Source organism: Pseudonocardia sp. DSM 110487 (genome assembly GCF_019468565.1).
Classification (GTDB): Bacteria; Actinomycetota; Actinomycetes; order Mycobacteriales; family Pseudonocardiaceae; genus Pseudonocardia.
In genome coordinates, this window is record NZ_CP080521.1 from 6,134,654 (window position 1) to 6,154,516 (window position 19,863).

16 protein-coding genes and 2 pseudogenes are annotated in these 19,863 nt (G+C 71.9%); 11 read left to right on the top strand and 7 right to left on the bottom strand.

Annotation, left to right across the window (positions count from 1 at the left end; all coding sequences use genetic code 11):
• The first annotated feature begins 9 nt into the window (after positions 1–9).
• The gene (locus K1T35_RS28550) at positions 10–885 is read left to right on the top strand and encodes a LysR family transcriptional regulator (RefSeq protein WP_220254896.1); all 876 of its coding nucleotides are present in this window, start codon (positions 10–12) and stop codon (positions 883–885) included.
• 15 nt (positions 886–900) lie between these two features.
• Here the strand turns inward: K1T35_RS28550 and solA are convergent, their stop codons facing one another.
• Together solA and K1T35_RS28560 are read right to left on the bottom strand one after the other, a co-directional pair.
• Positions 901–2,040: an N-methyl-L-tryptophan oxidase gene (gene solA, locus K1T35_RS28555; protein WP_220254897.1), complete on the bottom strand. Its 1,140-nt coding sequence runs from the start codon at positions 2,038–2,040 to the stop codon at positions 901–903.
• Positions 2,037–3,392 (bottom strand): sodium/glutamate symporter, encoded by a 1,356-nt coding sequence (locus tag K1T35_RS28560; protein ID WP_220254898.1) that lies wholly within the window; start codon positions 3,390–3,392, stop codon positions 2,037–2,039. The genes solA and K1T35_RS28560 overlap by 4 nt, the downstream gene beginning before the upstream one ends.
• 253 nt (positions 3,393–3,645) lie before the next feature.
• Here K1T35_RS28560 and K1T35_RS28565 point away from each other — a divergent pair, with 253 nt between their 5' ends.
• From K1T35_RS28565 to K1T35_RS28590, 7 genes and pseudogenes are all read left to right on the top strand, one after another.
• Entirely contained in the window at positions 3,646–3,843 is a 198-nt protein-coding gene (locus K1T35_RS28565) for a DUF1508 domain-containing protein (protein ID WP_255620832.1), read from the top strand.
• Positions 3,844–3,905: 62 nt separating this feature from the next.
• Positions 3,906–4,061, top strand: a pseudogene (locus K1T35_RS49115) (SDR family NAD(P)-dependent oxidoreductase); the annotation flags it as partial.
• A gap of 44 nt (positions 4,062–4,105) precedes the next feature.
• Positions 4,106–4,222, top strand: a pseudogene (locus tag K1T35_RS49120) (SDR family oxidoreductase); the annotation flags it as partial.
• Positions 4,223–4,332: 110 nt separating this feature from the next.
• The gene (locus K1T35_RS28575) at positions 4,333–5,151 is read left to right on the top strand and encodes a hypothetical protein (protein ID WP_220254899.1); all 819 of its coding nucleotides are present in this window, start codon (positions 4,333–4,335) and stop codon (positions 5,149–5,151) included.
• 192 nt (positions 5,152–5,343) lie between these two features.
• Positions 5,344–6,588: a histidinol-phosphate transaminase gene (locus tag K1T35_RS28580; protein WP_255620833.1), complete on the top strand. Its 1,245-nt coding sequence runs from the start codon at positions 5,344–5,346 to the stop codon at positions 6,586–6,588.
• Positions 6,589–6,737: 149 nt separating this feature from the next.
• Positions 6,738–7,892 (top strand): NDMA-dependent alcohol dehydrogenase, encoded by a 1,155-nt coding sequence (locus tag K1T35_RS28585; RefSeq protein WP_220254900.1) that lies wholly within the window; start codon positions 6,738–6,740, stop codon positions 7,890–7,892.
• On the top strand, positions 7,889–9,190 hold the full coding sequence (locus tag K1T35_RS28590) for an MFS transporter (RefSeq protein ID WP_220254901.1): 1,302 nt from the start codon (positions 7,889–7,891) through the stop codon (positions 9,188–9,190). The genes K1T35_RS28585 and K1T35_RS28590 overlap by 4 nt, the downstream gene beginning before the upstream one ends.
• A 427-nt stretch (positions 9,191–9,617) precedes the next feature.
• On the opposite strand, the gene K1T35_RS28595 is transcribed toward K1T35_RS28590, so the two are convergent.
• The 3 genes from K1T35_RS28595 to K1T35_RS28605 form a co-directional block, all read right to left on the bottom strand.
• Entirely contained in the window at positions 9,618–10,355 is a 738-nt protein-coding gene (locus K1T35_RS28595) for a DUF899 domain-containing protein (protein ID WP_255620834.1), read from the bottom strand.
• 150 nt (positions 10,356–10,505) lie between these two features.
• Positions 10,506–11,723: an RNA polymerase sigma factor gene (locus K1T35_RS28600; RefSeq protein ID WP_220254903.1), complete on the bottom strand. Its 1,218-nt coding sequence runs from the start codon at positions 11,721–11,723 to the stop codon at positions 10,506–10,508.
• Positions 11,714–12,046 carry a YciI family protein gene (locus tag K1T35_RS28605; protein WP_220254904.1) on the bottom strand — a complete coding sequence of 111 codons (333 nt, stop codon included), beginning with the start codon at positions 12,044–12,046 and terminating at the stop codon, positions 11,714–11,716. The genes K1T35_RS28600 and K1T35_RS28605 overlap by 10 nt, the downstream gene beginning before the upstream one ends.
• A 345-nt stretch (positions 12,047–12,391) precedes the next feature.
• Between K1T35_RS28605 and K1T35_RS28610 the strand changes: the two genes are divergently transcribed.
• Positions 12,392–13,159 carry an SGNH/GDSL hydrolase family protein gene (locus K1T35_RS28610; RefSeq protein ID WP_255620835.1) on the top strand — a complete coding sequence of 256 codons (768 nt, stop codon included), beginning with the start codon at positions 12,392–12,394 and terminating at the stop codon, positions 13,157–13,159.
• A gap of 126 nt (positions 13,160–13,285) precedes the next feature.
• Complete coding sequence (locus tag K1T35_RS28615) at positions 13,286–13,660, top strand: cupin domain-containing protein (RefSeq protein ID WP_220254906.1); 375 nt, start codon at positions 13,286–13,288, stop codon at positions 13,658–13,660.
• A 5-nt stretch (positions 13,661–13,665) separates the two neighbouring features.
• Here the strand turns inward: K1T35_RS28615 and K1T35_RS28620 are convergent, their stop codons facing one another.
• Together K1T35_RS28620 and K1T35_RS28625 are read right to left on the bottom strand one after the other, a co-directional pair.
• Positions 13,666–18,192 carry a cation-translocating P-type ATPase gene (locus tag K1T35_RS28620; RefSeq protein ID WP_220254907.1) on the bottom strand — a complete coding sequence of 1,509 codons (4,527 nt, stop codon included), beginning with the start codon at positions 18,190–18,192 and terminating at the stop codon, positions 13,666–13,668.
• A gap of 83 nt (positions 18,193–18,275) precedes the next feature.
• A complete protein-coding gene (locus tag K1T35_RS28625) occupies positions 18,276–19,229 on the bottom strand; it encodes an NADP-dependent oxidoreductase (RefSeq protein ID WP_220254908.1) in 954 nt (317 codons plus the stop codon).
• Positions 19,230–19,360: 131 nt separating this feature from the next.
• On the opposite strand from K1T35_RS28625, the gene K1T35_RS28630 reads away from it, so the two are divergent.
• Positions 19,361–19,858, top strand: a complete 498-nt coding sequence (locus tag K1T35_RS28630; RefSeq protein ID WP_220254909.1) for a MarR family winged helix-turn-helix transcriptional regulator — start codon at positions 19,361–19,363, stop codon at positions 19,856–19,858.
• Positions 19,859–19,863 lie beyond the last annotated feature (5 nt).

Genomic DNA, 19,863 nt, shown 5'->3' on the forward strand with positions numbered 1-19,863 from the left:
GGATTCGGGATGGTCGAGCTCCGCCAGCTCCAGTACTTCCTCGCCGTCGCCGAGCGCCTGAGCATCACCGAGGCCGCCCGCGACCTGCAGATGGCCCAGCCCGCGCTCAGCCAGGCGATCACGAAGATGGAGCGCCAGCTCGGCACGGTCCTGTTCGACCGCAGCAGGCGCCGGCTGCGCCTGACGACCGCGGGTGCCACGCTCGTCCCGGAGGCCCGCCAGCTCGTCGGCCGCGCGCGAGTGCTGGAGTCGACTCTCGGCCGCGACGGCGGGCAGCGCGCGTACCTGCGGATCGGCTGCATCGCCTCCGCCGTGTCCGGTCTGCTCCCCCACGTCCTGCCGCGGTTCGTCACGACGCACCCGCACGTCGTTGCGCTCGTGCAGGAGATGGGGCAGCGGGCGCAGCTCGCGGCGCTGCGCGACGGCGCGATCGACGTCGGGATCTGCCGGATGCTCACCGCCGACGACGGGGTGGAGCTCACGCGCCTCGCCGACGAGCCGCTGCACTGCCTGCTGCCGGCAGGCCACCGACTCGCCGCAGGCGACGCGGTCCACCTCGCCGACCTCGCCGCCGAGAACCTGGCCTGCTTCCCGCGCGACCTCGCCCCGGTCGCGCACGACACGATCGTGAGCGCCTGCGTGCGGGCCGGCTTCTCGCCGCGGATCACGCAGGAGGCGGTCAACGATCAGACGCTGCTGGGCATCGTGGCGTGCGGGCTCGCCGTCGCGCTGGTGCCGCGCTCGACCACCCTGCTGCAGGTCGGCGGCGTGGTCGCCCGGCCGCTGACCGATCCCCTCGCCGTCACCCCGCTGTCGGTGGTCGTCAGCGCCACCGCGACATCGCCCACCGGGGCGGCGTTCCGGGACGCGCTGGTCGCGGCCTGATCAGGCGGCTCCGGCTCACGTTGCGGCGGCGAACCGCGCCGGGCTCATCCGCGCGATGCCGAACGGGGTGCCGCCCTCGAGCGCCAGGTCGGCCGCGATGGCGCCGAAGACCGGAGCCATCTTGAACCCGTGCCCGGAGAACCCGGCCAGCACAACAACGGACGGGGCGTCCGGCAGTACGCCGACCACGGCCGTGCGGTCCGGGGTGTAGCCGTCCATGTAGACGTTGTGCCGGATCGGCTCGGGGTGCAGCCCAGGCAGGAACCGGCGCACGGCGTCGGACAGCGGGCGCAGCGCGGCGTCGGGCAGGTCGCGCGTCAGATCCTGCGCCCCGGCGAGCGGCTCCCACACGTCGGCGAACCCGCACTTCACGGACATGCCGTCGAGCACGGGGCAGCCGAACAGGTGCACGCCGTCGGTGTCGCGGACGAAGGCCGGGAACCGGTCCGGGCCGTATGCGGGCAGGTCCGCAGGGGCGAACCAGGTGAGCACGATCGGCTTCACGGTGACGGCGACGGCAGGCACCAGCTCGCCGGTCCACGGCCCCGCGGTGACGACGACCCGCCGCACCCGGTACCGGGCGTCGTCGGTGAGGATCGTGACCCCGCCGTTGCCGGGCTCGATCCCGCGCACCGCCGTGTGCTCGTGCAGCCGCGCGCCGAGCGCGATGGCCTGCTGGGCCGCCGCGAGCACCGCCAGTTCGGGTCGGAGCATCCCGCCCGCGGCATCGAGGATGCCGATCTCGCCGTCGTGCAAGCGGTGCTGGGGATAGCGGACCGCCAGCTCGTCGGGGCCGAGGATCTCGTGCTCGAGGTCGTGTTCGGTGACCGAGCGGCGCACGTTGACCATGGGCGCGAGGCCGGGCAGGCCGATCGAGAGGCATCCGGTCGGGATGAACAGGTCCCGCCCGGACGCCTCCGCGAGCTCCCACCACAGCTCGCGCGCCCGGCGCAGCAGCGGCACGTACTCCGGGCCCTCGTGATAGGCCATGCGGAACAGGCGCGACTCGCCGCCCGCCGCCCCGCGGTCGTGGGCGATGCCGAATTGCTCGAACCCCAGCACGCTCGCCCCGGTGCGGGCGAGGTGCCATGCGCTCATCGCGCCCATGGCCCCGAGCCCGACGACGGCGACGTCCGCATCCAGCCGGCCGGTCATGCGATCTTCCCTGCGACGTCGGCGGCGGCCCTGCGGGTCCACCCGAGCACGAACGGCAGCACGAGGGCGACGAGGCCCAGCGCCGTCCAGCCTGCTGCGATCGCCCACGCAGCGCCGACCAGCACGATCAACGGGGTCAGCGCGACGCTCGCCGTCTCGACCGGAGCCACCGGCAGGTACGCGATCCCGAACTCCTCGAGCGTGCGGCTCTCCAGGTCGGGGTCGACCATCCGCAGCAGGGCGATCGAGGTGGCGACCGACCCGGTGGCCCAGCCCCACGTGAAGATCGCCTTCTCGAACCATGCCCCGTGCATCAGGGTGGGCGCGACCCACCGGAACATCGCAAGGCAGAACGCGAGCCCGACGACGAAGAGGATCGTGAGCGGGAGCCAGTTGTCGGCGACGAACCGCGGCACGATCGAGGCGATCCCGCAGACGATGAGGATGTCGGTGGCCACACCGGAGATGCTGCGCATCGTGCGCGGGCAGGCGTAGGACCAGGCGGGGGTGCGCCGCAGCGCGGTCTTGACCAGCAGCCCCACGAGGAAGGCCAGCGCGAACACCGGCGGCGAGAACTGCGGGTACAGCGCGGTGGACAGCTGGGCGACCCCGTACGCGGCCGCGGACACCGCGGCGACGATGCACACCTGCAGCCCGAGCGGCTCGATGGAGGACGCTGTTGTCGTCGCCGAGCCGATCGAACCCCGCTCCGCGGGATCGCGCACGAGTCCCGACCGCAGCGACTCGGGGAGGTCGGCGAAGTCCCCTCCCCGCTGTGTGTGGCCGCGCCGGGCGCCCCAGTTGGCCCAGACGATCCCGCCGACGACCCCGACGAGCAGCCCCACGGTGGCCGAGGTGAAAGCCAGCGTGCTCGCCTCGGCCCACCCCGCGTCCTCGAAGACGCTGCCGATCGCCGCCGCGGACCCGAACCCGCCCGCCCAGCCGGCGAACAGCAGCAGCCCGAACCCGTCGGGCGTGCCGAACACCGGTCCGAAGATCAGCAGAGCGAGCAGCATCCCCAGCCCGACCTGGAGCGCGTACATCCCCATCGAGTACAGCGAGAACGCGCCGGTGGACCGGCCGAAGCCGCGCACGCCCACGTCGTCGGAGAGGGCGAGGCACGCGAAGATCACCGCGATGAGCACGGAGGCGTAGGTGCCGAGCTGGTCCGAGAACGGCAGCACACCCAGCACCTTCGGGCCGAGCAGGAGGCCGAGGAAGCCGGCGATCACGCTCGCGGGCAGCATCAGCCGCTGGGCCATCCCCACCCACCTGCGCACGAGGGTGCCCAGCAGGAGCAGACCGCCGATCAAACCGGCGTCCGTGAGCAGGGACCACGGGCCGTACGACATACGCGCCTCCCGGTTCGAGTGGAGGCCTTCCTATCAAGGTCGTCGCAGGTCGGAGAAGGTCAACGGCATACGACCCGGCTACTGACGTCCTACGCGTCGCCGATGACTCGGACGGCTGACCGAGCGTGCACTGGTTCATCACCGGCCATGAAGGAGTGCGCGCTCGGAGTTGTGGTCCCCCGGACGGGTCCGGCGCGTCGCCAGGAGCCGCCCGCCGCCTCCGCTACCTTCCGCGTCGCTAGTGTCACGCACAGTGAAGGGGACGAGGATGGCGGGCAAGTTCGAGGTGTACAAGGACCGCGCAGGCAAGTTCCGGTTCCGGCTGAAGGCGTCCAACGGCCAGGTCGTCGCCACCGGTGAGGCCTACGAGACGAAGGCGTCGGCCCTGAAGGGGTGCGAATCCGTCCAGAAGGCCGCGGACGGCGCCCCGATCGTCGAGACCGACTCGTAACTCGCTCGTCGTGAGCGGCGGCTACCGTTGACTGAAACATTCGTTTCAGTGGGGGTGGCCGAATGTGCTTCTCACTCGACGGGCGTACCGCGCTCGTCACCGGTTCCGTCCGCGGCCTGGGGCTGGAGACGGCACGCGGGCTGGCGCACGCAGGAGCGCGGGTCGTGCTCAACGGGCGCGACCAGGCCACGCTCGACCGCGCCGCCACGCAGCTCCGGGCCGACGGCCTCGACATCGGCGCCTGCGCCTTCGACGTCACTGCAGGTGGGGACGCCCAGAGGAGATCGCGGGCGTCGTGGCCTTCCTGGCCAGCGACGCCGCCTCGTTCGTCACCGGACAGACCATCGCCGTCGACGGCGGCATGACGACGACGTTCTGATCAGCGGCCCGCCGCGATCTCGAGGATCGGGGTGGCCGTGGTTCGATCCACCCGCGGACAAGGGCACCGAACCGACCACCGAGCAGAACCGTGTCACCGGAGTGAGGATCGTGCCTACACGTCAGATCTCGCTCCGTGCCGAGAGCGCCGTGCAGCCCCCTGCAGAGCTCTTCGTCCCGGCCCAGCGCGAACCCCTCGACGACGAGCCCGACCGTTCGCCCGATCCACCCGGCCCGACGGCCGGCGAGGCGAGGATTCGGGCTGTCCGGTCGCATCCGGTTGCGATCGCGGCAGTGCTGCTCTCCGGGCTGCTCGGCGTGGTGACCATCGGAACGTTCCCCGAGCCGGACCGAGCCACGACCCGGAACGCACCTTCGACCGCGCCGGAACGACCACTCGACGACACCCAGAGCACCAACGGAGTCGGGACGACCTTCGTCGTCGCGCCGCCAGGAACGTCGGTGACCCTGCCCGGGCCGAACTCGCGGGACTGGGTGGCACCGGGTGCCCGCAGCGACGGCGCGCTGGTGCGGGCCGACCTGGCCGAGGAGTCGATCGAGTTCAGGGCGGCCAACACCCAACCCGGCCGGCCCGGCGCGTTCCGGCTGTCGTGGAACGGCGCAACGCCGCAGTACGCGAGCGGCGATGCCACCACCATGCTGGGCATTCGTCCCGGCGGCTGGGTCGCGTTCGTCGTCCGCCCTCTCGGCTCCGCGGCCGAGCTCGTCGTGCATCTGGGCGGGAGTGAGGTGGCAGTCACGGTGGACACCGAGCACGGCTCCACCCGCCACACCGTGTCCGCCCCGGCCGCGATCGCGACCGTTGCACTGCCTGCCGCCACCGCGACCACGGTGACGATCACCGCCGAAGGGAACCAGGACGTCGCCGTCGCGACCGCCGAGCTGCGGGACACCCCGTCCACTCGGTGACGCCATTCGTCCGAATGCGTTCGCCAACTCGTACCCATATCCGGATTCTCACCGCACGACAGCGTCCGCTCGGCCCACTGCCCGTGGTTTCTTGAACCGCCACCCACCCTCCGCCGTGCCTGCCGGTGACCTTGAAACCGTGCGCGACCGAGGGGAAGTGATCGTGTGCGACACAGTGCGGATGGGCGCAGCGTGGATGGGCGACTGTTCCAACAGACCGCGCACAGCCCGTCGTACTTCGAGCTGTCGAGACGCATGGGCGAGCACGGCAGACAACTGATCGACTTCTGCATCCCGTGCAATCCGTACTTTCCGACGAAGGGGATGTTCGAGCAGCTGGCCGGAGATCTGGAGAGCATCCTCAAGTTCTATCCGAGCGACGCCGACACGATCACCGGACAGCTCGCGCGGGTTGTCGGGCTCAACCCGAGCACGATTGCCATGTCCAACGGATCGACCGAGCTCATCACGTGGATGGACCACCTGTGGGTGACCGAGAGCATCGCGATCCCGATCCCGACGTTCGGCAGGTGGACCGATCAACCGATGGAGACCGGCAAGCGGGTCGACATGTTCCCGCTGCACGAGCGCGACGCCTTCGAGCTGGACATCGACCGGTACATCTCGTTCATCCGGTCGCGCGGATCGCGCGTCGCCGTGCTGTGCAATCCGAACAACCCGGACGGCGGCTACCTCCCCCACCAGGAGATCATCCGGTTCCTCGACGAGCTCGCTGACCTCGACCTGGTGGTGATCGACGAGTCGTTCATCGATTTCGTGGATGCGGAGCAGAACCCCTCCGTCGCGGCGGAGGCGACCATCCGCCCGAACGTCGTCGTGCTCAAGAGCCTCGGCAAGAACTTCGGCCTGCACGGGATCAGGTTCGGATATATGGTGGCCAACCCCGGTCTGGCCGGGATGATGCGCAAGACGCTCCCGAAGTGGAACCTCAACTCCCTCGCCGAGGCGGTCGTGTTCATGCTGAAGGAGCACCGCAACGAGTACGACGAGAGCCTGCGCATGCTGGCGAACGACCGCTTCAGCATGGGTGTGGAACTGGCGAGGCTGCCCGAGCTCAGCGTGTACTCGTCGCAGGCGAACTTCCTGCTGGTGAAGCTCGCCGACGGCATCGACGGCGGCGAGTTGCGCGACTACCTGATCTCGCAGCACGGAGTCCTGGTGCGTGAATGCGGCAACAAGCTGGGCATGAGCAGCCAGTTCCTGCGCCTCGTCGTGCGTCCTTCGCAGGACGTCATCCCCCTGGTCGAGGGCATCCGCTCCTTCATGGTGTCCCGCTGGAGGACCGATAGCCGCGTCTCGGCCCTGCACAGCATTTCCGGCGAGCCTGCTCCGGAACTCCCCCGCCCGCGCTCCCCGGAGCATTCAGGACCGATGACGATCGTCAACGGCCACCGGTCACGGGGTCGCCACCGGTGACCCGCTCGGTGACCCCGGCCGGGCCGGCGCCGCCGTCGATCACACGCGACGCATGACGTAAGCCTGCGCCGCCATGCGTCGATCGCTCCGGCCGCCCCGTCTCTCTAGCGTCGCTAACGAATCGCCCGGTCAGCGACGACGGGAGCGCCATGCACACCAAGGCAGCCATCATCCGGGAGACCGGCAAACCGTGGGAGCTGGTGGAGCTCGAGCTCGACGAGCCGCGCGCGGGTGAGGTCCTCATCAGGTTCGCCGCGTCCGGGATGTGCCACTCCGACGAGCACCTGCGCACCGGCGACGCCCTGTGCCGGTTGCCGATCGTCGGCGGGCACGAGGGCGCGGGGGTCGTCGAGGCCGTCGGCCCGAACGTGACGCGGGTGCGGCCGGGTGACCACGTGGTGTGCTCGTTCATCCCGGCCTGCGGTACCTGCCGCTACTGCTCATCCGGCCGGCAGAACCTCTGCGACCAGGGCGCGCAGATGGTCACCGGGATGCTCGGCGACGGCACGTTCCGGTTCCATGAAGACAGGGGCGACGACCGTGTCGCCGACCTGGGCGGGTTCTGCATGCTCGGCACGTTCTCGCAGCGTGCGGTGGTCTCCCAGGCGTCCTGCGTGCGGATCGACGACGACATCCCGTTCGAGGTCGCGGCCCTCACGGGCTGCGGGGTGCCGACCGGCTGGGGCTCGTCGGTCTACGCGGCGGGGGTACGGGCCGGCGACACCGTGGTGATCTTCGGGGTCGGCGGGGTCGGGTCGAACGCCGTGCAGGGCGCGAGGCACGCGGGCGCCACGCACATCGTTGCCGTGGACCCGGTCGCGTTCAAACGCGAGAAGGCGCTGGACTTCGGGGCCACCCATACGTTCGCCGACGCGGCCGAGGCGCACGAGGCCGTCGTCGACCTGACCCGCGGGCAGCTGGCCGACCACGCCATCTGCACCGTCGGGGTGCTCACATCGGAGGTCGTGTCGCAGGCGGCCGCGATCGTCGGGAAGGGCGGGCAGGTCACCGTCACCTCGGTCGGCCGCAGCACCGACACCCATGTACAGCTCGCGGCCAACGGAATGCTGGTCGGCTACCAGCGGCGAATCCAGGGCCACGTCTTCGGGATGTGCAACCCGCTGCTCGACATCCCGCGGCTGCTCGACCTCTACCGGGCGGGCCGGCTGAAACTCGACGAGCTGATCACGCGCAGATACGGCCTCGACGAGATCAACCAGGGGTACCAGGACCTGGAGGATGGCAAGATCATCCGCGGCGTCCTCGTGCACGAGGACTCTGAGGTGAAGAGCGCAGGTCGATGACCGTCCACACGCTCCAGGGCGACGCGCGGGTCCGCACGCAACGGCGCAGGGTCCTGATCTCCGGGACCATCGGCACCACGATCGAGTACTTCGACTTCCTGCTGTTCGGCCTGATCGCCCCGGTGGTGTTCAACCAGCTGTTCTTCCCGCAGGCCGACCCGCTGGTGGGCACGATCGCCGTGCTCGCGACGTTCGCGGTCGGCTACGTCGCGCGACCGCTCGGCGGGCTCGTCTTCGGGCACTTCGGCGACCGCGTGGGGCGCAAGCCGATCATGTTCGTCACGCTGGTCCTGATGGGCGCCGCCACCACCGGGATCGGGCTGCTGCCCACGTACGCGGCGATCGGCGTGGCGGCGCCGATCCTGCTCACGCTCCTGCGGTGCGTGCAGGGATTCGCGCTCGGCGGCGAGACGGTCGGCGCCACGATCATGGCGACCGAGAGCGCGCCGCAGGGCAAGCGGGGCGGCTATGCGGGCACGATCCAGATCGGCGGGGCGCTCGGTTCCGTGCTCGCGTCGCTCGCCGCCGCCCTCGTGGCGAGCATGCCCACCGAGGATGCGCTCGCATGGGGCTGGCGGGTGCCGTTCCTGCTCAGCGCGGTGCTCGTGGTGGTCGGCGTGTACGTCCGCACCCGGATCGACGAGTCGCCGGTGTTCCGGAACGCGGTCCGGGAGGCCCCGCCGAAGGCGCCGCTGCTGGTGGCGCTGCGCGAGGAGCCGAAGGCCTGCCTCACCGTGTTCCTCTGCGTGATCACCGAGACCAGCATGCTTCAGCTCTTCACCGTGTACGCGCTGGTCTACGGCGGCAGGGAACTGGGGATCCCGACCTCGGTGATGTTGAACGGCGTGCTCATCGGCAACATCGTCGGCATCGCGATGAACCCGCTCTTCGGGCGCCTGTCCGACTTCATCGGCCGCCGCATCCTGATCGCGAGCTCGCTGGTCATCGGCGCGCTCTACACGGCGTTCGCGTTCTTCCCGATGCTCGCCAGCGGCAACACCGTGCTCATCGTGCTGGCGCTGGCGATCCCGCCCGCCCTCATCCAGACGATGATCTTCGCGACGGAGGCCAGCTTCTTCGCGGAGCTCTTCCGCGGGGCCGCGCGCAGGTTCTCCGGGCTGGCGGTGAGCCGTCAGGTCGGCGGTGTGATCGGGGGGCTCTTCCCGCTGATCGCGGCGGGGGCCTACGCCGCAGCGGGATCCGTATGGGCGGTGGTCGGCTACTACGCGGCGATCTCGGTGGTATCCCTCGCCGCGGTCCTCTCCGCCCGCGAGACCCATCGGGAGGTTCTCGGCTGACGAGGGCGCAGGGCAGGCTGTTCGGAGTATCGGGTGCTCATGGTCGTGGGGACAGCCATGGACAATCGGAACTTCGGATCATGCCCGCGGGCGGGACCCGGCCGCGGCGGTGCCCGTGATCAGCAGGAACGTGACATGAGCCGCGTGGGTGCGGCTGAGGTCACGCTCCGGTCGATCATGCCGGTGTGCGTGATCAGAGAGGTGGGAACGGGACGTACCGCTCGCGGCGATCAACCGCGTGTGATCGGTCCGAGAAGCACTCCGCTGCCGGCGCAACGACCGTGCTGTGCTGCCCAGTTGGATCAGGGGCTGGCCAGGGCGCGGCACACGGAGCGTGTGACGCCCGCCCCGGCCGACGTCGACGCGCCCGGTCCGCGATCAAGGGCAGATGGTCGCTCCCGGACATCACCTGGGGCAGCCGCATCGCTCAGTCCTGCTTGTCGCCGTACTCGTCGTGGCGGTGGAACCACGGCTGGCGCCGTTGTTCGTTGCGGCCGCGCGGCGCCCGGTCGAGCCACTGGTACATGCCCCAGAGGGTGTCGATGCCACGCTCGTAGGCGGAGTACGTGTGGAACACGACGCCATCGTCGAGCACGAAGGCGCTCACGCCAGGGGACTCGCCTGGGTCGTATGCGTCGTCGGTGGTGCCGCCGTGGGGTAGCTCGGCGGCGTCGACCCGGTAGGGCCGGAAGTTGTGCTCGGCCCTACCGGCGACGAGTTGGTTCTCCCGGAACGACACGCCGAAGTCGAAGTTGAAGTCACTGTCGGCGGAGGAGACCCAGGGGAAGCTCCATCCCATGCGTTTCTTGTAGGCGGCGATGACGTCGATCGATGTGCGTGAAACCGCTGCCAGGGCAACGTCGTGGTTCTCGAGGTGCACCCGGAACCCGTCGTAGCCATCGGCCATGGCCGAACAGCTCGGGCAGCCGTTGGCGTCGTGCGACGGTGTGAACATGAAGTGGTGCACGAGAAGCTGTGACCGGCCTCCGAACAGGTCGGCCAGTGAGATCGGGCCGCGCTCGCTCTGGAACCGGTAATCCTTGTCGACCCGCACCCAGGGCAGCTCCTGGCGCCTGCGGGTCAGCTCGTCGCTGCGACGGGTGTGCTCCTTCTCGATGGCCAACAGCCGCAGCCGGCCATCCCGCCACTCGTCACGGGTGCCCACAGCATGCGGTGTCCTCTCTCGACTTCCATCGTCATTGGTCTTGCCGGTCAGGTCGTTCATCGTGTGCTCCGTTTCGAACTCCCTCGTCGATCGGACTCGCCCACCGACGAGCGGGAGGCCGCGAGATTCGACATCGCGGCCGAAGATCTTTTACAGCTGGTTCAGCCGCGCCTCGAGGTAGGCGCGCTCGACGTCGGTCGGGGCAAGCGCCACCGCGTGGCGGTAGGCCTCGGCGGCCCGCTCCTTCGCGCCCAGCCTGCGCAGCAGATCCGCGCGCGTTGCCGGCAGTAGGTGATAGCCGTCGAGCTCGCCCGACGCGGCCAGCTCCTCGACCAGGGCGAGCCCGGCCGCAGGGCCATCTACCATCGCGACGGCGACCGCGCGGTTGAGCCGGACCACCGGCGAGTGGGCGAGTGCGAGCAGGTCGTCGTACAGCCGCACGATCTGCAGCCAGTCGGTCGTCTCGACGCTCGCGGCTGTCGCGTGGCAAGCCGCGATCGCCGCCTGGAGCTGGTACGGGCCAGGTGTGGCCGGCAGTAGACGCAGCCCCGCGGCGATCTTGGCTCTGTCCCAGCGCGAGCGGTCCTGCTGGTCCAACGTGACCAGAGCACCCGCCGCGTCGACACGTGTCGAGCGCCGCGCGTCGTGCAGCAGCATCAGCGCGAGCAGGCTCCGTGCCTCCGGCTCGGGCAACAGCCGCACCAGCAACCGGGCCAGCCGGATCGCCTCGGCACTGAGGTCCGACCGCACCAAGCCGGCGCCTGTGCTGGCCGCGTACCCCTCGTTGAACAACAGGTAGACCACCGCGAGGACCGCGTTCAGCCGTTTCGACAGCAGGTGTGCAGGCGGCACCTCGTACGGGATGCCCGCCTCGCGGATCTTCTTCTTCGCCCGGGTGAGCCGCTGGTACATCGTCGGCTCCGGCACCAGGAACGCGTGCGCGATCTCCACGGTCGTCAGCCCGACCAGCGTCCGCAGCGTCAACGCCACCCGCGCCTCGAACGGCAACGCGGGATGGCAGCAGGTGAAGATCAGCCGCAGCCGGTCGTCCCGCACCTCGTCCGGCTCCTCCGGCTCGTCGACGGCACGAGCCAGAACGGCCGCCTCCCGCTGCTTCGCCGCCCCACTCACCTCACGTCGGAGGCGGTCGACCGCGCGGTTCCGCGCCGTCGTGGTGAGCCAGGCACCCGGGCTGCGCGGCACGCCGTCGCGACGCCACCGTTCGAGTGCCACCGCGAATGCGTCCGCCGCGCAGTCCTCCGCCAGGTCCCAGTCGCCGGTCACCCGGATCAGCGTCGCGACGACCTGTCCCCACTCGTTGGCGAAAGCCTCGGCGACTGCCGCCTCGATCGCGTCGGCTACTCCCACACCGGCCGGACCTCGATGGTGCCGAACGCGGCGAACGCATGCCCCGCAGCGACCTCGATCGCCTCGTCCAGATGCGCACACTCGATCACGATGAAGCCGCCGATCAGGTCCTTGGTCTCCGCGTACGGCCCATCCGACACGAGTGTCTCACCACCTCGTACCTGCACCTTCGTCGTCGCTGTCGGCCGCAGCCGGGCACCGCCCTTGAACATGCCACGCGCCTGTACGTCGGCGAGCCATGCCTGGTGCCCCGGCCACGCGTCGATCTCATCCGGCGACTCCGAGTGCTCCTCACCGTGCCAGATCACCAGTGCGTACTTCATCTTCGCCGCGCCTCCTCGACGAGGCCGGCAAACCTCGGAAAGGAGCCGGCCGCCACCGACACGGTCCCACAGACGGACCTGCCGAGGCTCGGCTCCGAGGTCGGACAGTCGCGGCCCATCCCGCTCGAGTGGCGCCGCAGCAGTCCCGATTACCTACCCGGCGTCGCCTGACGCGGCACCGGCGGGCACGACGCACGTGGTGGGCGCCAGCCGGATGCGCTCGGTGATCCGCGCCGCAGCCGCGATGAACACCGAGGGCGATGGCGCCAGTCGAAGAGACCGAACTCGAGGTCCATCGGCCCATCGTGGTCAACTGGTGGTTGCGTTGTCATGCGAGGAGGTGCGGTGCGGTACGTGGCGATCGGCGACAGCTTCACCGAGGGGGTCGGCGACGAGCTCCCGGACGGGGCCGTGCTGGGGTGGGCAGACCGGGTGGCGGCGGGTCTCGCGGCCACGCATCGCGGCGACGTGCGGTACGCCAACCTCGCGGTCCGCGGGCGCCTGCTGGCGCCCATCGTGACCGAGCAGCTCGAGGCGGCGCTGTCCCTCACGCCTGCCCCGACCCTGATCACGCTGAACGGCGGCGGCAACGACATGCTGCGCTCGGGCGGCGACGTGGCGAGCCTGGTCGATCTGACCGAACGGGCAGTGCGACGCTGCGCGGACACGGGCGTGCGGCTCGTGTTGATCAGCGGCGCCGACCCGTCGGACCGGCTCCCCTTCGGGCGGAGGATCCACCGGCGCGCCGCTGCGCTCACCGCGGGCATCGCGGCACTGGCGGCCGCACACGGGCTGGAGTTCGTCGACGTCTTCCACGACATCGAGATCCGCCGCCCCCAGTACTGGTCGGCGGACCGGCTGCACCTGAACGGCGCGGGCCACCAGCGGGTGGCCGAGCTCGTGCTCGCGGCGCTCGGCGAGGGCCCGGCGGCCCAGGCGGCGAGCTCGGGATCGGCTGCTGCGCGCGGGCTGCTCGCCGAGGCCCGGTACTACCGCGAGCACGTGCTGCCGTGGATCGGCCGCCGCCTCCGTGGCCGGTCGTCGGGTGACAACCGGGCAGCGAAGCACCCCGCCTGGATCCCCGTCCCGGCCGTCGATCACACGCCCGGATAGCACGTCGCGGCCGGTGCACGCCTCCTGACCTGCGGTAATCCACCCGTTCGGTCGCTCGCTGGCGATCGGGCCCCGGCGTAGGTTCGGCCGCCCTCCGACGACCAACGCAGATCCGGGAGGCCCGTCATGACGGCTACGCAACCTTTGGAGCACGTGTCGTTCGAGAAGCCGGACGAGGTCCGGGAGGGCACGAACTGGCGGATGGAGCTGGTGAACCTCGCCGGGGGTGCCCAGGTCGGCCGGATCTCCCTGCAGCCGGGCTGGAAATGGTCCAACGACGTGAAGCCGGTGGCAGGCACCGACCTGTGCATGGCCCCGCACCAGCAGTACATGGTGAGCGGGCACATCCACGTCGCGATGGCGGACGGCACCGAGCTCGACGCCGGTCCCGGCGAGATCACGTCGTTGCCGCCGGGACACGACGCATGGGTCGTTGGCGACGAGCCATGCGTGGCCATCGACTGGCAGGGCGCTTCCGTGTGGGCGGCGCGCGCGGAATAGCCCGATCACCGGTCCGCCGCTCGTGGAACGGGCAGGGCACGGGGCGCGCCACCTCGGTTCCGCGAGGCGCGGAGCACGCGCGGAACGACCTCGGCCCCCGCCGTCGCGGCCCCGGCCCAGCCCAGGACGACCAGCCAGGAGAGTGGGTCCAGCGGCGTGCAGCCGAAGAACCTGCTCAGCCCCGGCGTCTGCACGACGGCGGCGAGCGCGACGAGCGAGCCCGCGGCCGTCGCCAGGACAAGCGGGCTGTGCCGACCGGCCCACGCCGTCTGGCCGAGCTGACTCGTGATCAGCGCGGCCAGCCCCATCGTGCTCGCGCGGCGCTCGGAGCGGGTGAGCGAACCCGCCGCCCACGCTCCGGTGGCGCCTGCCGCCGTCGCGGCGCCGCGGACCAGCACCATCTGCCGGACCGAGCGGGTGAAGCCGCGGTGCGGGCCGGCCAGCAACACATCCCTGAGCGGATGGCCGGCCAGGGGTCCGCCCTCGCCGTTGCCGCTCGCGCCGCGGCGTGACGACACCGCGACGGCCAGCGCCGGGAACATGTCGGTGAGCATGTTGACCAGCAGCAACTGCCGGGTCCCCAGCGGAGACCGGCCGCCGAACGCGGTGCCGAGGACCGTGAAGGCCACCTCGCCCGCGTTCCCGCCGACGAGCACCGACACCGCGTCGCGCACCCTCGACCACATGGCCCGGCCCTCCGCGATCGCGTCCACCAGGCGGGTCAGGTCGATGTCGGTGAGCACCACGTCCGCGGCCTTGCGCGCAGCAGGCGACTCGGTGCTGGTCACCGCGATGCCGACGTCGGCGAGCCGGATCGCGGCTGCGTCGTTGATCCCGTCACCGGTCATCGCGAGCGTGGCCCCGGCCCGGCGCAGCGCCGCGACCAGCGTGAGCTTCTGCTCCGGCGACAGCCGGGCGAAGACCGCCGCGTCGCGCACCATCTCGGCGCGTTCGGCCTCGGAGGCGCGGGCGAGCTGGGCGCCGGTCACGACGCGGTCGGCGCCGGGGACACCCGCCTGGGCCGCGATCGCCGACGCCGTCTCCGGGTGGTCGCCGGTGGCCACCACCACCCGGATACCGGCGGCCCGCAGCTGCTCCACCGCGGCGACGGTCGATCCGCGGACCGTGTCGGCGAGGGCGACGAACCCGCGCAGGGTGAGCTTCCGCGCGGCCTCGTCGAGGTCATCGGGGACCTGCCCGATCTCCCGCTCGGCCACCGCCAGCACGCGCAGTCCCTCCGCGGCGAGCTTCTGCGCCCGCTCCTGCGCGGCGCCCGCGCGGGTGCAGCGGCGCAGGACCACCTCCGGCGCGCCCTTGACCACCAGGTGCCCGTCGCGGACGGCCGCCGAGAACCCGCGCCCGGTGCCGAACGGAAGGCTCGTCTCCGGCTCGTCCGACGCGAGCACCCCGTGCTCCGCCGCCGCCTCCACGACCGCCCGGTCCGTCTCGTGTGCCTGCTCGTCGCCGCTCCCGACGGCAGAGGCGGCGAGCCGGAGCAACCCGTCCTCGCCGACCCCGCCGTCCCGGCCGACCGGCACCAGCCGGACCACCCGCAACCGGTTCTCGGTCAGGGTGCCGGTCTTGTCGAAGCAGACGGTGTCGACCCGGCCGAGCGCCTCCAGCACCCGGGCGCTGCGCACCACGGTCCCGCGCCGGGAGAGCCGGCGCGCGGCGGCCATCTGCGCGACGGTCGCGACGAGCGGCAGCCCCTCCGGCACCGCGGCGACCGCCACCGCGACGCCCGCCCCGACGGCCTCCCGCAGCGGTCGCCGCCAGAGCACACCGAGCCCGGCGACGAGGGCGCCGCCGGCGAGGGTCACCGGCAGCACGGCCCGGGTGAGCTCGCCCAGCCGCGCCTGCACCCCGGCCGGTGGCGGCGCCGTTCCGGCGGCGGTGGCCGCCCGTCCCGCCTGGGTCGCGTCGCCGGTCGCCACCACGACGGCCCGCCCGGTGCCCGCGACGACGGTCGTGCCATCGAAGAGCATGCACGTGCGGTCCGCGACGTCCGCGCCGGGCGTGGGCTCCGGCGATTTGGTGGCCGAGAGCGACTCACCGGTCAGGCTGGACTCGTCGACCTCGAGGTCGGACACCTCCAGCAGCCGCGCGTCGGCGGGCACCACGTCCCCGGCCTCCACCAACAGGACGTCCCCGACGCGGAGCGCGGTTGCCGGTACGTCCTCGCGCCGACCGTCGACCTCGCGGTGCGCCACCACCTCCTGCTGCAGCAGCAACGACTCGAGCGCCGTCTCCGCTCGCATCCGCTGCATGCTGCTGATCAGCGCGTTGCCGACCACCACGCCGCCGACCAGTACGGCGTCGGTGATCTCCCCGAGGATCGCCGTTGCCACGGCCCCGGTGCCCAGGATCGGCGTCAGCGGGTCGTTCAGCTCGGATGCGACCGTACGTCCGAAGCGGGCGGGCCACCGGACGACGGGCAGCCCGGACACGAGTGGCAGGAGCAGGCCCCGCCTGCCGTCGGCCTCCCGCGGCCGATCGCCCAGGCGGGAAAGTACCTGCTCGGGGTCGAGGGCGTGCCACGGTGTGTGCACCGTCGCGGGCGGCGGAGGCTGGGCGTCGAGCCGCACCGCCTCCCACGCCCCGCGCGCCATCAGCACCGCGGTGGCCAGCTTGCCGGGTGTGACGGCTTCCTCCTGCCCGCGGCGTGGGTCGCCGACCGCGGCGAGCAGGGCGCCGAGGACGTTGCCGGTGATCGCGCCGTTGACCGCTCGCCTGCTGATCTCGCGGGCCTGCTCGGTGGCGGAGACGACGCGGCACGCGTCGGCGAGACCGGGCCCGGTCACCAGGTCGGCGCCCCATGCCGGCGCGGAGTCGGTGCGGACAGAGGCAACGCCGACGTCCGCCGCCATCAGCGCCGGACCGTCCGCAACGGACACGACGAGCACGCCGCGCCCCTCGCCCTGCAGCCGCCGCACGGTGTCCACGAGTGGCTCGCCCGTCGGCGCGACCTCGTCGGCGAGACCGGCGATCTCGTGCGTCCCGGCGTGCTCGGTGAGCACGACCCGGTGACCGGCGCTGGTCGCGGCCTTGACGAGCGCCTCGGCGTGCGGATCCGGTTCCGGGGCGACGACGGCCGTCCCGAGGCGCTGGTCACCGTCCAACACCGCCCTGATCTCGCCTCCGGGCGCGTCCGGCGACGGCTCGGGCGGGCCCAGCCGAACGTCGCCCCTGCGGTCGGACCCGCCAAGCAGCCGGGCCGCGGTCGCCCAGATCGCCTGGTCGTCCCGGCCTTCTGCCTCGGCGGTCGCCCGCACCACGATCGGCGGACCGGTGCAGAGTGCGCCGCCATCGAGGACGACGGTGTCGATCCGGTCCAGGCGACGGAACGCCGAGCCGTCCATGGGGAGCACCCCGCGCCGGCACATCAGCAGGTCGAGCACGGACGCGAACGACTCCCGGGCCAGCGTCGCGCCCCTGGGGGTCAGCGCCTTGAGCAGGTCCGCCGACCGCCCGGGCTCGCGGGTCAGCGCGAGCAGGCCGGCCGCCGCCGCGAGCGACGTGGGGCTGAGCGTCGACTTGTACGACTCGATCGGTCCGGGCGGGAGCGGGACCGGCCGCTCCCCCGGGGGCGGGATCGGCTCGCCGGACTCGGCCACCAGATCCGGCCGGCACAGCTCCGGTTCCCGGCGACGCCACACGCTGCGCCGAGCCAACACTTCGAGGGCCCGCTCGTACGCCGCGGCCGCGTTGAGCGCCGGAACGGTCGGGCTCTGCGTGAGCGCGTGGAGCAGGGCGCTCGCGCCGGTGAACACGAGATCGGTGCCGGTCGGCCCGATCCGCGCCGTGATGCGATCGGTGAGCCAACGCTGCTGGTCGAGCAGGGCGAGCAGGAGGGTCGCGTGCCGGGTGAGCGCGGGCACCGGGAGGACCTTCCCGGCGAACGCCACCCCGATCGCGGCCGTGTCGACGGCAGCCGTGACGAGCGCGGCCAGTAGCGGTTCGAGGTCGGCCGGGTGCTCGTCGTGGCGCGGGAAGACGTGCTGCCCGCCGCGTGCCTGCTCGATCGCGGTCACCACGCCGAGGACGTCCTCGAGCCGGATCCGCCGCTGGTCGAACGAGACGAGGACGCGGCCGACGACGTCGTTCACGGTCGCCCACTCGACACCCTCCAACCGCTCGAGCTGCCGGCGAAGCGTGCGCCGAACCTCATCGCCGCCCTCGACCGCCGGCTCGGCCAGCTCGACGTGCGCGTGGCCGCCGTCGACCCAGACCCGGCGGTGGTGCCGCTCCTCGGACGGCTCGAACAGTGCCCGGGCAGCCTCCGCCACCCGCTCCGGCCGACCATCGGCCAGCGGGTCCGAGCCGGTCACCGCGGTGCCGGCGAACCGGACGCCCTCGACCGCGACGCTGCGTGCGAGCCGCATCGAGCCGCCGGCGACGGCCACGGCGGTGCCGGTGCCGACCTTGGCCGTGCCGGCCACGAGGCCCGCGGTCACCCCGACGCCGGCCACGGTGACGTTCACGGCGGCTTCCGCCGCTCGACGGGCGACGGCGGTGATGCTGGGCAGAGCCACCGGATCTCCTTGCGCGAACGACGATGCGTAGGCCGATTACCCACGTTGCTCGTCGCCAAGGCAGCCCGCCGGTGGTTAGGCGTTCAGGGGATCAGGACGGTCTTGCCGGCCAGCCGCCCGGCGGCGGCCTGGTTGTGGACGGCGGCCAGCTCGTGAAGCGGCCGCCGCTCGGAGACCTCGATCTTCAGATCTCCCGCGTCGACGCGGGCGACCAGCTCGGCGAGCTGGGCGGCGTCGCTGCGCGTGAACATCCGCACCGTCCGCACGCCGCGTCCGGCATCTTCCGGGCCGGGCGTGGTCGTGCTGATGAACGCTCCGCCATCGGCGACGAGGTCCACCAGCTGCGCGATCTCCTCGGGGCTGGTGGGCACCAGGTCCGGGCTGGTGGGCGCCAGATGCAGCACCACATCGAACCGCCGCCCGGCCAGCGCTGTGCCGACGGGGGTGGTGGTGTAGTCGATGATCCGGTCCGCGCCGTAGGAGCGGACGCGGTCGTGGCTGCGTGGCCCGGCGACCGCGGTCACGGTCGCGCCGGCCTTCGCGGCGAGCTGGACGGCGTAGCCGCCCACCGCGCCGCCCGCGCCGTCGACGAGGACGCTCTGCCCCGGCTTCAGGTCGGCGTGCTCGAACAGCGCCTGCCAGGCCGCCAGCCCGACCGACGGCAGCGCCGCCGCATCGGCGAGCTCGCCCGTGCGCGGGGCGGCGGCGAGCGCCTCAGCGGGCGCGGCGACGTACTCGGCAGCCCCACCGGGCGCGTTCGGCGGCAGGAACGCCACCACCGCGTCGCCGACGCTCCAGCCGCTCACGTCCGCGCCGACCTCGGTGATGACACCGGCCACGTCGTAGTTCGGAACGTGCGGGAGTGCCACCGGGAACACCTCCGCCAGCTTGCCCGCGCGGATCGCGGCGTCCAGCAAGTTGAACGCGGCGCCTGCCACCCGCAGCACCACCTGCCCCTGGCCCGCCACCGGACGGTCCGCCTCCTCCTGGACCAGCACGTCGCCGGCGCCGTAGGAGTGGTAACGCACTGCCTTCATGATCTCTCCTCCAGATTTGCTTCGAAGTCGAAGCACACATCCCAAGGTAACGTGCTTCGAACTCGAAGCAACGTGATGCTCACCACACTGCTTCGAATTAGAAGCAAGTGGGCGTGAGGAATGATGGAGGGATGACCGAGGGCCTCGATCCCCGGCAACTAGGGGCCTACTTCGCGCTCTCGGAAGCCGCCAGCCTGCTCCTGCACCAGGTCGACCAGCACCTGCGCGCCGAGGGCGGCCTCAGCTACGTGCAGTTCCAGCTACTGGCCCGGCTCGCCGACGCGGGCGGCCCGCTGACCATGACACAGCTGGCGGACGGCGTCGTCTACAGCCGCAGCGGCCTGACCTACCAGGCCGGACTGCTGGAGAAGGCGGGTCTCATCACCCGCGCCCCCAGCCCCGACGACGAGCGCGCCACCCTGGTGGCCATCACCGAGGAGGGCCTTGCCCTGTTCGGCCGCGTCCTGTCCGGCCACGTCCAGGTCGTCCGCCGCATGCTGCTCGACCCGCTGTCGGACGAGGACCTGAATCAACTCGGCGACATCATGACCCGCGTCCGCGACCACATGCGCGCCCTGCCACCCCGCTCGGCGGCCCCGCGCAGGGGCCGCTCCGCGCGCTCGTCCTGATCCGA

Excerpts from the sequence above, each read along its gene's own strand:
- K1T35_RS28550 (WP_220254896.1), top strand. The coding sequence starts at position 10 with ATGGTCGAGCTCCGCCAGCTCCAGTACTTCCTCGCCGTCGCCGAGCGC.
- solA (WP_220254897.1), bottom strand. The coding sequence starts at position 2,040 with ATGACCGGCCGGCTGGATGCGGACGTCGCCGTCGTCGGGCTCGGGGCC.
- K1T35_RS28560 (WP_220254898.1), bottom strand. The coding sequence starts at position 3,392 with ATGTCGTACGGCCCGTGGTCCCTGCTCACGGACGCCGGTTTGATCGGC.
- K1T35_RS28585 (WP_220254900.1), top strand. The coding sequence starts at position 6,738 with ATGCACACCAAGGCAGCCATCATCCGGGAGACCGGCAAACCGTGGGAG.
- K1T35_RS28590 (WP_220254901.1), top strand. The coding sequence starts at position 7,889 with ATGACCGTCCACACGCTCCAGGGCGACGCGCGGGTCCGCACGCAACGG.
- K1T35_RS28605 (WP_220254904.1), bottom strand. The coding sequence starts at position 12,046 with ATGAAGTACGCACTGGTGATCTGGCACGGTGAGGAGCACTCGGAGTCG.
- K1T35_RS28615 (WP_220254906.1), top strand. The coding sequence starts at position 13,286 with ATGACGGCTACGCAACCTTTGGAGCACGTGTCGTTCGAGAAGCCGGAC.
- K1T35_RS28625 (WP_220254908.1), bottom strand. The coding sequence starts at position 19,229 with ATGAAGGCAGTGCGTTACCACTCCTACGGCGCCGGCGACGTGCTGGTC.
- K1T35_RS28630 (WP_220254909.1), top strand. The coding sequence starts at position 19,361 with ATGACCGAGGGCCTCGATCCCCGGCAACTAGGGGCCTACTTCGCGCTC.